This is a genomic window from Micrococcus sp. KRD012 (assembly GCF_017168555.1).
Lineage (GTDB): Bacteria > Actinomycetota > Actinomycetes > Actinomycetales > Micrococcaceae > Micrococcus > Micrococcus luteus.
This window is the reverse complement of record NZ_JABFBB010000020.1, coordinates 25,097-37,971: the sequence shown is the minus strand read 5'-3', so window position 1 is coordinate 37,971 and position 12,875 is coordinate 25,097. Positions and strand designations below refer to the sequence as shown.

Genomic DNA, 12,875 nt, shown 5'->3' with positions numbered 1-12,875 from the left:
TCGGCTAGTCGTCGGCAGCGTCAGATGTGTATAAGAGCCAGGTTCAGACCCGAGCCCACGCCCAGGCAGACCACCGTGTCCCCGTCCTCCAGGGCGTCCATCTCCCGCACGAGGGTGATGGGCAGCGACGCCGGGCCGACGTTGCCCAGCGTGGGGAACGTCGTCGGGATGCGCGCCGGGTCCAGGTGGGCGGACTCCGCGATCGCGTCGGTGTGCATCTGCGAGACCTGGTGGGTGATGAACCGGTCGGCCTCCGGCCACGCCCACTCCGCCGGGACGTCGTGCCACGCGTCCATCACGAGCTCGAGACCGTCCTTGAGCAGGGCGGTGGAGTCGGTGTACATGCCGTGGTGGTCGCCCACGCACAGGCCGTGGTGGTCGGTGCCGGCGCGGGTGATCCCGCGGACGATCCGGTGGGCGTCCGGATGGTCCTCGATGCGGCCGACGACGGCGGCGGCGGCCCCGGAGCCCAGCGTCAGGGACGCGAACTGCTCCATGAAGTTGCCGCGGTGCGTGGTCTCGGCGTGCAGGTTGGCCACGGTGGCGGCCTGCACCTTCGAGGCGTCCTCGGCGGCGACCACGACCGCGTAGTCGATCTGGCCGGCGTCCACCAGGGTGGAGGCGAGCATGAGGCCGTTGACGAACCCGAGGCACGCGTTCGTGATGTCGAAGTTGGTGGCCGAGGTCGGCAGCCCCATGAGGTGGTGGATCCGCACGGCCACGGAGGGCTCGAGCGTGGCCCGGGTGACCGACGTGTTCACGAGCAGGCCCACCCGCTCCCGGGGGACGCCGGCCTGCTCCAGGGCCGCGACGCCGGCGCGGGCGGCGGCCTCCTGGAAGTCCTCGGTCTCGTCCCAGTTCCGTCGGCTGCGCACACCGGCCACCCGCTCCAGGAGGGAGCCGGGCAGGCGCAGGCGGGTGAGCACCTCCGCCAGCTGGTCGTCGAGGTCCTGCGAGGTGACTTCGACGGGGGCCTCCACCTCGGTGACCGCCAGGAGGGCGGCGCGGGAGTACTCGTAGCTGGCGTTGCCGGACACGTTCGTCACCAGGACCAATCTGCGGGGGGTCGGGGAGGGGGCGCTCACCTGCGGTGAGACGACAGCCCACTGTATCGGAGGGGTCGGGCGGGGCGCCCATCGGGGGCGTCGATCGGCCCGAGGCGAACAGGGTCGCCCCGGGCCGGGCCAGTCCGCGGACACGGTCAGGGCGTCGTCGGCCCGGCGCCGTCCGGCGATGTCACGACGTCCGACTGAGACGTCCGACTGACTAGGGTGGTGGTATCCAGCGACCGCGTTGTCGCGGTCGAACGCCTGTCTCAGGAGCGCAGCCTCGTGGATCCCCTCGAACTCGCACGGTGGCAGTTCGGCATCACCACCGTCTACCACTTCCTCATGGTCCCGCTGACCATCGGACTCGGCCTCGTCGTCGCCGTCCTGCAGACCCTCTGGGTCGCCACGGGCAAGGACCACTACCTGCGGATGACGAAGTTCTGGGGAAAGCTGTTCCTGATCAACTTCATCATGGGCGTGGCCACCGGGCTGGTGCAGGAGTTCCAGTTCGGCATGGCCTGGTCGGAGTACTCCCGGTTCGTCGGGGACGTCTTCGGGGCGCCGCTGGCCCTCGAGGCGCTCATCGCGTTCTTCCTGGAATCGGTGTTCCTGGGCATCTGGATCTTCGGCTGGGACCGGATCCCGCGCAGACTCCACCTGGCCGCCCTGTGGTGCGCGGTGCTGGGGATCAACCTCTCGGCCTACTTCATCATGGTGGCCAACGGCTTCATGCAGCACCCGGTGGGCTATGAGGTCGTCGACGGCCGCCCGGTGCTCAACGACCTCGGCGCCGTGCTGACCAACCCGATCGTCCTCACCCACTACCCGCACACCATCTTCGGCTCCTGGGCCGTGGCCGGCGGCTTCCTCGTGGGGATCGCCTGGTACCACCTGTGGAAGCGCCGCCGGGACGGCATCGACGTCGTGGACGAGGCGGGCCTGGTCGTCGTCGGCGACGCCGGCACCGCCGCCCGGGACCGCACCGACCACCGCGTCTGGCTCACCTCGCTGCGCGCCGGGGCGGCCGTCGCCCTGATCGGCTTCGTCGGCACCGCATTCTCCGGCCATGCCCAGGCCCAGCAGATGATCCACTTCCAGCCCACCAAGATGGCCGCCGCGGAGGCCGCCTGCCACGACGGCACCGCGTTCTCCGTGCTCACCCTCGGCGATGTGCGCTCGGGTGGAGCGACCACCTGCGAGGACGTCCAGGGCGTGATCGAGGTGCCGGGCCTGCTCTCCTACCTCGCGTACGAGGACTTCACCACGCCGGTGCGCGGCATCAACACCCTGCTGCCGGAGTTCGAGCAGAAGTACGGCACGCACCTGCCCGACTCCGAGCTCTACGGCGACCGCGCCGGCAGCGAGATCTCCTATCTGCCGCTGATGGAGGTCACCTACTGGGGCTTCCGGCTCATGATCCTCTTCGGCGGACTCGGTGCGCTCGCGGCACTGGGCGCGCTGTGGTTCTCCCGCCGCGGCACCGTCCCGGCCTCCCGCGGCTGGATGCGCCTGGCCGTGGCCTCGATCGGCGCGCCGTTCGCGGCGAACATGACCGGCTGGGTGTTCACCGAGATGGGCCGGCAGCCGTTCGTGGTGTACCCGAACCCGGCGATGGGCGTGGATCAGGTGTACATGTTCACCGCCGCCGCCGTCTCGCCCGGGGTCACGGGTGAGGAGGTCCTGGTGTCCCTGATCGTCCTGGTCGGGATCTACGCGGTGCTGCTGGGCGTCGAGGTCTTCCTGCTGACCCGGTTCGTCCGCGGCGGCGTCCCGGCCGCCATGCCGGAGCTCACCGCCGCCGAGCACTCCGACGAGCAGGAGCGCGACCGCGACGACGTGCTCGCGTTCGCCTACTGACCCGCCCGCAGAGAGGACAGCACGACCATGGCTGAGATCCTTCCCGTCTACTGGTACGTCATCATCGCCGTGCTCTGGCTCGGCTACCTGGCCCTCGAGGGCTTCGACCTCGGGGTCGGCATGCTCGTGCGCTTCTGGGCGCGGGACGAGCCACGACGCCGGGTGCTGCTGAACATCATCGGCCCCGTCTGGGAGGGCAACGAGGTGTGGCTGATCACCGCCGTCGGAGCCATGTTCGCGGCCTTCCCGTTCTGGTACGCGGCGGTGTTCTCCACCCTGTACCTGCCGATGCTCGTGATGCTGTTCGGTCTGATCCTGCGGGCGGTGTCCATCGAGTACCGCGGCAAGGCCGCCACCGACGCCGGCCGGGAGATCTGGACCTGGACCCTGGGCATCGGCTCCTTCCTGGCGGCCTTCATGGCCGGCGTGCTGCTCGTGCTGACCACGACCGGCCTGCCGCTGGATGCCAACGGGGACCGGGTGGGCGGCCCCTTCGTGTGGGTCACCGGCCCGGCCCTGCTCGGTGGTCTGGCCGTGGTGGGCTTCTCCCTCGCGCAGGCGTGGGCGTTCATCGGTCTGAAGACCGACGGCGTCCCCCGCCGGTCGGCGGCCCGCTTCCTGTCCACGTGGACCCCGCTGGCCGTGCTGCCGCTGCTGGTCTGGGCCGGGCTCGTGGTGGCCCGCGGCGACCGGCCGTGGACCTGGGCGCTGCTGGTGCTGGCCGTCGTGGCGGTGGCCGCGTCGGTGGTGGCCGCCCGGGCCGGCCGCGAGGGCCTGGCCTTCACGTCCCTGACGCTCTTTCTGGTGCTGGCGTGGACGGCGCTCATGGTCACCCAGTACCCGGTGGTGCTGCCCTCCACGGTGGACCCGCAGTTCAGCCTCACCGCTCAGCTGGCCTCCTCCGGTCCCTACACCCTGGGCCTGATGGCCGTGATCTCCCTGATCTTCGTGCCCATCGTGCTGGCCTACACGGGGTGGTCCTACTGGATGTTCCGCCGCCGTCTGGCCGACACCCACATCCCGGAGGCCCACCTGGTGGAGCCGCTGTGAGCCCCAGCCGCCCCGCCGCCCCGGCCGTCGAGCGCTCCGCCTCGGCGGCCGGGCCGCATCCGGGCAGGACCCGTCGGGCCCGGCCCCCGATGACCCCGGCGGCACGTCGCGCCCTGCCGGCCCTGCTGGCCCTTGCCGTGCTGCGCGCGCTCGGCTGGATCCTGCTCGCCGAATCCCTGGCCCGGCTGATCACCGGCCTGGCGATGACCCTGGACCCCGAGGACTCCGCCCGGCTGCTGGAGCTGCTGTTCCACCCGCCGGCCCCCGTGGGCCCTGTGCCCGCCGCGCAGACCCTGAGTGGCCCCGTGCTGCTCGGGGCGGCCGGGGTGGCCCTGCGTGCCCTGGCGGAGGCGGGGCAGCGCGTGGTGGGCCGCCGTGCCGCGCTGGGGGCCCAGCAGCAGGTGCGGGCCGCCGTCGTCGCCCAACGGCTGGCCGCCGCCGACGGCGGACGCCCCCGTTCCGGCGCCGATGCCGTCCTGGTCACCCACGGCCTGAAGAGCCTGGACGACCACTACACCGAAGCCCTGCCCGCGCTGGCCGCCACCGCCGTGGTCCCGGCGGCCCTGGGCGTGTGGATCCTCACCCACGACCTCGTCTCCGCCGTGGTGGCCGCCATCACCCTGCCACTGGTTCCCCTGTTCATGATCCTGGTGGGCCGCCACACCCAGGAGCGCATCGACGCCGCCCAGGACGGGCTCGACCGGCTGGCCGGGCACCTGCTGGAGCTCGCCCGCGGCCTGCCGGTGCTCGTCGGACTCCACCGGGCCGGCGTCCAGCGCCGCGCTCTGCAGGAGGTCTCCCAGCGGCACCACGCGGCCACGATGGTCACGCTGCGCACCGCATTCCTCTCCGGCCTCGCCCTCGAGCTGATCGCCTCCCTGTCCGTGGCCGTCATGGCGGTGTTCATCGGACTGCGCCTGGTGAACGGGCAGATGACGCTTCTCGACGGCCTGGTGGTCCTCATCCTCGCCGCCGAGGTCTACCTGCCGCTGCGCGAGGTCGGCGCGGCCTACCACGCCTCCGAGGACGGCCGCGAGGCCGAGTCCCGCGCCCGGGCCGCGGCCGACGCCCCCGTCCCGGCTCCCGTGCTCGAGACGCTCGCGCCGGCCTCCGGGCCGGACCGGGACGGCGGCGTCGTGATTCGGGACCTGAGCGTTCGGCTGGCCGGACGGCAGGTGCTCGGGGGGCTCGACCTCAGCGCGCTCCCGGGTCGCCTGACCGCGCTGGCCGGGCCCTCCGGCACCGGCAAGTCCACCGTCCTGCGTCTGCTGGCCGGCCTGCTGCGCCAGGACGCCGCCGAGGCCACCGGCCGGGTCGCCGGAGTCGACACGGAACGCACCCTCTGGATCGGGCAGCACCCCGTGCTGACCGAGCGCACGGTCGCCGGCGAACTGGACCTGGCCGCCGGGGGTGCGCTGCCCGGTCCCGTTCGCTCCGCCGTGCTGGCCGCCGTGGCGCTCGAGGGTCTCCAGGAGCGGGACCCGGCCGATCTGAGTCCGGGGGAGTGCCGGCGGGTCGCGGTCGCCCGCCTCCTGGCCCGCCTGCACGCCGCGGACGGGACCGGCCCGTGGCTCGTACTCCTGGACGAGCCCACCGCCCACCTGGACGGCGCCGTCGCCGCCGTCGTCGTCGAGACCCTCGCGGCCTTGCCCTCCGGTGCGGTGCCCGGGCTGAGCACGCCGCAGTGCACCGTGCTGGCCGCCTCCCACGATCCCACCCTGCTGACGGCCGCCGACGCCATCGTCCGGCTGGCCCCCGGCGCCGGTCCGACCGCCGGATCCCCGGCCACGGCTATGCCGGTCGCCGCCGCCCAGGGGCGTGCGCGGCCGGAGCCGGTCACCCCGCGACAGGTCTCGCTGCGGGCCGGACTGCGGCTGCTGCCGTGGCGGCAACCGAAGCTCTGGGCCGGCATCGGCTGGGCCGCCGGGACCCACGTGTCCGCGGCACTGCTGGCGGCACTGTCCGGCTGGCTGATCGTCACCGCCTCGACGCGGCCGCCGGTGCTCTACCTGCTGGCCGTGATCGTGCTGGTGCGCGGGTTCGGCCTGTCCCGGGCCGTGTTCCGCTACCTGGACCGGCTGACCACCCACGACGCCGTGTTCGGCTGGGCCACGGAGCTGCGGCTGCGCCTGTGGGACGCGCTGGGCCGTCAACCCCGGCTGTGGGGGCGGGTGGGCCGGACCGACGGCGCCCTGTCCCTGTTGGTCTCGGACGTGGACGCCTTTCGGGACGCGGTGCCCCGGGTGCTCGTGCCTGCCCCGGCGGCCCTGCTCGCCTGGCTGGCCACCGCCGCCCTGACCTGGGCGTTGGCCCCGGAGCTGGCGGTCGTGGCCCTGGTGCCCGGGGCGGTCGCCCTGGTGGTGATCCCCGCGCTGGTCGCCGTCCTGGACCGCCGCCAGACCGCGGCCCAGGTGCGAGGGCAGGGCGCGCTCGTCGACCGTGTGGCCGCCGTGCTGAACGCGGCCGGGGACCTGCGCGGGCTGGGGCTGACCGAGCCTGCGCTGAGGGGACTGGCGGTGCTGGACGACCGGCTGCAGCGTCCCCGCCGTCGGGCCGCGTGGGCCGCCGGCGGGGGCCGGGCGCTGGCGGTCGCGGCCTCCGGGGGGATCGCGGTGGCCGCGGCGGCCGCGGCGGCCCACACCGGCACCTCAGCGCCGGTCGCGGCCCTGGTGGTGCTGCTCGCACTCTCCTGGGCCGAGCCCTATGGGGCGCTGGCCGCCGCCGCCCAGCACTGGGGCACCCTGGCGGATCGGGCGCGGGCGACCGGCGAGCTGCTCGGCCCGGAGGAGGGCGGAGCTGCCGCGGCGCCGCCTGAGCCGGCGGAGGCCGCAGAGCCGGAGGCACGGGTGTGCCGCCTGCGCCTGGTCGAGGCCGCCTTCGCCCACCCCGGTGCGCCGCCGCTGTGGACCGACCTGGAACTCGACCTGGCCCCCGGGGACGTCGCCGTCGTCACCGGGCCCTCCGGATCCGGGAAGTCGACCCTGCTGGCCGTGCTGCTGGGCTTCCTGCCCCTGACCGCCGGCCGGTACACGCTCGAGACCGTGCCCCCGACGCCCCAGCCGGACCCGGTCCGCCCGGACGCGACGGCGCTGGCCCGGGTCGCCTGGACCCCGCAGGACGCCCTGATCTTCGACTCCACGGCGCGCGGCAACCTCGCCCTGGCCCGCGGCGTCGCGGACGCCCCGTCCGACGCAGAGCTCACCGCCGCGCTCGAGCTGGTGGGACTGGGTCCGTGGCTGGCCGCGGCACCGCAGGGCCTGGACACGCGCGTCGGCCCTGGCGGGCAGCGGCTCTCGGGCGGGCAGCGTCAACGCCTGGCCGTGGCCCGGGCTCTCGTGGCCCGCGCCGATGTCGTGCTGCTGGACGAGCCGACCGCACACGTGGACGCCGACGAGGCACGCGCCCTCATCACGGATCTGCGCCGGGCTCTGGCAGACAGGATCGTCGTGATCGTCACCCATGACGGCAGGCTGCTCGAGGACGGTGACGTCCCTGTGCGGGTCGGTTGCTGAGGCCCCCTGATCAGTCCGCGGACACGGCCACGGCGTCGTCCTCGGCGGGCGGGGCCGAGACGAGGTCGGGGGAGGCGCCGGCACCGACGGCCTCGATGCGCTGGTCCACGGGCACGCCCGAGCCGTCCCGACGCCCGTACTCGATCGGCAGCGCGCGGGCCACCCCGGCCCGCGAGGCCGCGAGCGCGGGCGCAGCGCCGATCCAGCCGAGCTCGAGGCCGCTCTCGCCCTTGAGCAGCCGGTGGGCGCGCACGCCGCCGGTGCCGCGGCCCTTGGCCGGATACTCCCCGAGCGGCGTGACCTTGACGGAGCCCGGGGCGGAGCCGAGCACGTCCGCCTCGCCGTCCGTCACGGTCACCACGACGGCGGGCCGTGGGTGGGCGGCGGCGTCCGCACCGGTCTCGGTGAGGGAGGCGGCGGGGGCCACCCCGAACGCGAGCACCGTGTCCCCGGCGGCCAGCCGGATGCCCGCGACACCGCCGCCGGCCGGGCCCTGGGGGCGCACGGCGGAGGCGGCGTAGCGCAGCAGCTGGCCGGTGCGGGTGAGGAAGACGAGCTGGTCGGCCTCGTCCGGGGCGGGGGCGGCGCCGACCACCGCATCGCCGTCCTTCAGGGCGACGGCGTCGACGACCTGGCGGTTCAGGGGCCATTCCGGCCGGACGCGCTTGACGACCCCGTGGGCGGTGCCCAGCGCCAGGACGGCGTCCAGGGGGACCAGGGCCACGAGCGTCTCGCCCTTGGCCAGGGGCACCAGCTCCGCGGCGGGGACGGCCGCGGTCATCGCGGGGGCCGCGGACGGCTCGCCGGCCACCGGCAGGTCGACCGCCTGGAGGCGGTGCAGCGCGCCGGCGGAGGTGAGGGCCCCGATCTCACCGCGGGCCGTCGTCGGGACCACGGAGGCGAAGGCGTCGTGCTTGCGGCGCCGGCCCTGCGGGGCGATCGGCGTGCGGTCCGCGGTGCGCAGCAGGCGTCCGGAGGTGGAGAGCAGGGCCCAGCACGCCGTGTCCGGGACCATCAGGTCCGCCCCGGCCTCCGCGGCGCCGGCGGGGGTGGGCCCGGACGGTGCGGGCCCGGCGGCGGGGGCCGCGGCGGTCTCGGCCTCGAGCAGGACCGTGCGCCGGTCGTCGCCGTGCTCGTCGGCGACGGCCTGCAGCTCGGCCGAGACCACCTCACGCAGCCGCGCGTCGGAGGCGAGGATCGCCTCGAGCTCGGCGATCGCGGCCTGCAGCTCGTCGCGCTCGGCCTCCAGCTCGATGCGGGAGAATCTCGTCAGCTGGCGCAGCCGCAGCTCCAGGATGTGGTCGGCCTGCACCTGGGTGAGGTCGAAGACGCCCATGAGGCGGGTGCGCGCGGCCGTGGTGTCGTCCGAGGAACGGATGATCTCGATGACCTCGTCGATGTCCACGAGCGCCAGCAGCAGGCCCTCGACGAGGTGGAGGCGGTCGCGGTGCTTGCCGAGGCGGTGCCCGGTGCGGCGCCGCACCACGTCCAGACGGTGGTCCACGTAGACCCGCAGCAGGGGCAGCAGGCCCAGGGTCTGCGGCTGGCCGTCGACGAGCGCGACGTTGTTGATCCCGAACGTCTCCTCGAGCGGGGTGTGCCGGTACAGGGCGGCCAGCACGGCCTGGGGGTTGAACCCGGACTTGAGCTCGATCTGCAGGCGCAGCCCGTTCTTGCGGTCCGTCAGGTCCACGACGTCGGCGATGCCGCTGAGCTTCTTCGCGTCGACGCCGGCCTTGATCCGCTCGATGACCTTCTCGGGGCCCACGCCGTACGGCAGCTCGGTGACGACCAGGCCGGTGCGCCGCGCGGAGACCTGCTCCACGGCGACGGCGGCCCGCATGCGGAACGTGCCGCGGCCGGTCGCGTAGGCGTCGCGGACGCCGTCGAGCCCCACGATCCGGCCGCCCGAGGGGAGGTCGGGGCCGGGGATGTGGGCCATGATCGCCTCGAGGTCCGCCTCGGGGTCCGCGAGCAGGTGGCGCGCGCCCGCCACGACCTCGCGCAGGTTGTGCGGGGCCATGTTCGTGGCCATGCCGACGGCGATGCCGGTGGTGCCGTTGACGAGCAGGTTGGGGTAGGCGGCGGGCAGCACGGCCGGCTGCTGGAGCTGGTTGTCGTAGTTGGGGACGAAGTCCACGGTGCCCTCGTCGAGGTCCGCGGTGAGCGCCAGGGCGGCCGGGGCCATGCGGGCCTCCGTGTAGCGCGGGGCCGCGGGGCCGTCGTCGAGCGAGCCGAAGTTGCCGTGCCCGTCCACCACGGGCAGGCGCAGGGAGAACGGCTGGGCGAGGCGGACCATCGCGTCGTAGATCGCGGCGTCGCCGTGGGGGTGCAGCTTGCCCATCACCTCGCCCACCACACGGGCGGACTTCACGTGGCCGCGGTCCGGGCGCAGGCCCATGCGGGCCATCATGTAGAGGATGCGCCGCTGCACCGGCTTGAGGCCGTCGCGCGCGTCCGGCAGGGCGCGCGAGTAGATCACCGAGTAGGCGTACTCGAGGAAGGACGCCTCCATCTCCTCGGAGACGTCGACGTCGACGATGTTCTCCTGCTCCAGCGGCAGCGGGCGCGGGGCGTCCTGCTCGGCGGGGCGGGAACGGGATGAACGGGCCATCATGGTGGTCGGGGAGTCCTCACGGCGTCGGGGATTGTCTACAGTGATCCTATGGGTGAGACCGAAGCCGTCCGCGGATATCCCTCCCACTGGGAGGCCGATGTGGTGCTCCGTGACGGTGCGACGGCCCACCTGCGGCCCATCTCGCCCGAGGACGCCGCCGAGCTGCAGCGCATGCACGCCGGGCAGTCCGAGAACTCCATCTACCTGCGCTACTTCACGTACAAGTCCGAGCTGAGCGCCAAGGACCTGGACCGGTTCACCCACGTGGACCACCGGGACCGGGTGGCGTTCGTGATCACCCGCGGCGGCCGACTGCTCGGCGTGGGCCGCTACGACCGCTACGGGGACTCCGACGCCGCGGAGGTCGCCTTCAACATCTCCGACGCCGCGCAGGGCCGCGGACTGGGCTCCATCCTCATGGAGCACCTCGCCGTGGCCGCCCGCGAGAACGGCATCCGCCGCTTCACCGCCGAGGTCCTGCCCGAGAACCGCAAGATGCTCTCGGTGTTCCAGGAGTCCGGCTTCGAGGTGACTCGCCGCTTCGAGGACGGCGTCGTGGCCGTCGAGTTCCCCATCGACCCCACCGCCCGGTGGCGCGCCGTCGTCGAGTCCCGCGAGCACCGCGCCGAGTCCCGCAGCGTCGCCGAGCTGGTCGAGCCCGCGTCCGTGGCCGTCGTCGGCGCCTCCCGCGATCCGCAGGCCGTCGGCTCGCTCGTGCTGCGCCACGTCCTCGAGGCGGGCTTCACGGGAGCCGTCCACGCCGTGAACCGCGCCGCCGAGGACGTCCAGGGCCTCACCGCCCACCGCTCCCTGGCCGACATCGGCGAGCCGGTCGACCTCGTCGTCGTCGCTGTGCCCGCCGACGAGGTCGAGGCCCTCATCCCCGAGGCCGCCGCGGCCGGGGCCCAGGGCCTCGTGGTCCTCACCTCGGGCTACGCCGACGCCGGCGCCGAGGGGCTCGAGGCCCAGCGCCGCCTGGTCTCCCTCGCCCGCGCCCACGGCATGCGCGTGATCGGCCCGGCCTCGGCCGGCCTGGTCCGCACCGACCCCGCGATCCGCCTCAACGCCTCCCCGTCCCCGGGCCTGGCCCAGCGCGGCCCCGTCGGGCTGTTCAGCCAGTCCGGCGCCGTCGGCGCCATGGTCTCCGCCGGCGTCAAGCGCCGCGGGGTGGGGATCTCCACCTCGATCAGCGCCGGCAACCGTGCGGACGTCTCGGGCAACGACGCCATGCAGTTCTTCGAGGCGGACCCCCACACCGCCGCCGTCGGTGTGTACCTCGAGTCGTTCGGCAACCCACGCAAGTTCTCCCGCATCGCCCGGCGGCTCTCCCGCACCAAGCCCGTCGTGGTGGTCCGCTCCGACGTCACCGGGCGCTTCCTGCCCCCGGGCCACGAGACCCGCACCACCCAGGCCCCCGAGGGCACCGTGGACTCGATGCTCGACCAGACCGGCGTGCTCGAGGCCCACACGCACGAGGCCATGCTCGACATCCTCATGGCCGTGGCCAGCCAGCCGCTGCCCACGGGCCACCGCGTCGTCCTCGTGGCCGACTCCCTCGCCCTGGACCGGCTGGGCCGCGACGCCGCGGCCGAGGCCGGGCTGGAGGTCACGGCCACCGTCGGCCTCGTCGGCAGCGAGCAGGGCATCGCCCCGCCCGCCGAGACGCTGGTCTCCGCCGTCCGGGACGCCGTCCGCCACGAGCAGGCCGACGCCGTCGTGGTGCTGGCCCGCCTCGGCCTGCACCAGGCGGACGACGAGCCGGAGCGACTGGCCCACGCCCTCGCCGACGCGACCCGGGACGCCCGCATCCCCGTGCTCGGCTGCCTGACCGACGTCGTCTCCCCGCGCTACCGCGGGGCCACGCTCGGCGCCGCCGGTCCCGTCGACGACGACGCCGAGCCCGGCTCCCTGCAGCCCGGTCTGCCCTTCTACCCGTCGCCGCAGCAGGCCATGACCGTGCTCGGCGCGCTCGCGGACTACGTCCACTGGCGCCGCCAGGAGGTCGGCGAGCCGCTCGAGCCGACCGGCCTGCACCCGCACGAGGCCGAGGAGCTCGTGGAGGCGGCCGCCGCGCGTGCCGAGGGCACCGAACTCGTCCGGCTCTCCGACGAGGAGACCGAGACGCTGCTGGGCCACTACGGGATCACCGTGCTGCCCTCGGCCCGGTTCGAGACCGCCGACGAGGCCGTGGCGGCCGCCGAGCGGCTCGGCTTCCCCGTGGCGCTCAAGGCCGTGGACCCCCACCTGCGGCACCGACTCGACCTGGGCGGCGTCCGCCTGAACGTGGTGGACGCCGACTCCCTGCGCCGCAACGTCGAGCACATGCGCCGTCTGCTCGCGCCGTTCGGCGTGCGCGAGCTCGAGGTCCAGGCCATGGCCCCCGCCGGCCAGGCCTGCATGCTCACGGCGCTCGAGGACCCGCTGCTGGGCCCCGTGGTCTCCTTCGGCATCGCCGGCGACGCCACGGACCTGCTGGGGGACTGGGTGCACCGCGTGCCCCCGCTCACGGACCGGGACGTGGCCCGCATGGTCCGCGCCCCCCGCGCCGCCGTGAAGCTGCGCGGCACCGGCGGGGTGCCCTCCGTCAACCTCGCCGCGCTGGAGGACCTCGTGGGCCGCGTCAGCGTCCTCAAGGACGACCTGCCGCAGGTCGCCCGCCTGCGCTTCGCGCCCGTGCTGGCCGCCCCCGAGGGCGTGACGGTGCTGCAGGCCGAGGTGCACGTCGCCAACGCGGCCCGCCGCACCGACTCGGCCCGGCGCGCGCTGCGCGGCCGCTGACCGGGCCGTCCA

At 74.5% G+C, this 12,875-nt stretch carries 6 protein-coding genes; 4 read left to right on the top strand and 2 right to left on the bottom strand.

The window, feature by feature from the left end:
• Positions 1-20 precede the first annotated feature (20 nt).
• Complete coding sequence (locus J1M37_RS08300) at positions 21-1,046, bottom strand: 3-oxoacyl-ACP synthase III (protein WP_206452434.1); 1,026 nt, start codon at positions 1,044-1,046, stop codon at positions 21-23.
• 285 nt (positions 1,047-1,331) lie between these two features.
• On the opposite strand from J1M37_RS08300, the gene J1M37_RS08295 reads away from it, so the two are divergent.
• Genes J1M37_RS08295 through cydC form a run of 3 tightly spaced genes read left to right on the top strand, consistent with a single transcriptional unit; the run spans position 1,332 to position 7,468 of the window.
• A complete protein-coding gene (locus tag J1M37_RS08295; RefSeq protein ID WP_069941359.1) occupies positions 1,332-2,906 on the top strand; it encodes a cytochrome ubiquinol oxidase subunit I in 1,575 nt (524 codons plus the stop codon).
• A gap of 27 nt (positions 2,907-2,933) precedes the next feature.
• Positions 2,934-3,956: a cytochrome d ubiquinol oxidase subunit II gene (cydB, locus tag J1M37_RS08290; RefSeq protein WP_069941358.1), complete on the top strand. Its 1,023-nt coding sequence runs from the start codon at positions 2,934-2,936 to the stop codon at positions 3,954-3,956.
• Positions 3,953-7,468 (top strand): thiol reductant ABC exporter subunit CydC, encoded by a 3,516-nt coding sequence (cydC, locus tag J1M37_RS08285; protein WP_206452433.1) that lies wholly within the window; start codon positions 3,953-3,955, stop codon positions 7,466-7,468. The genes cydB and cydC overlap by 4 nt, the downstream gene beginning before the upstream one ends.
• Before the next feature lie 10 nt (positions 7,469-7,478).
• On the opposite strand, the gene J1M37_RS08280 is transcribed toward cydC, so the two are convergent.
• Positions 7,479-10,085 (bottom strand): DNA gyrase/topoisomerase IV subunit A, encoded by a 2,607-nt coding sequence (locus tag J1M37_RS08280; protein WP_206452432.1) that lies wholly within the window; start codon positions 10,083-10,085, stop codon positions 7,479-7,481.
• Positions 10,086-10,133: 48 nt separating this feature from the next.
• Between J1M37_RS08280 and J1M37_RS08275 the strand changes: the two genes are divergently transcribed.
• A complete protein-coding gene (locus J1M37_RS08275) occupies positions 10,134-12,863 on the top strand; it encodes a bifunctional acetate--CoA ligase family protein/GNAT family N-acetyltransferase (RefSeq protein WP_036382814.1) in 2,730 nt (909 codons plus the stop codon).
• Positions 12,864-12,875 lie beyond the last annotated feature (12 nt).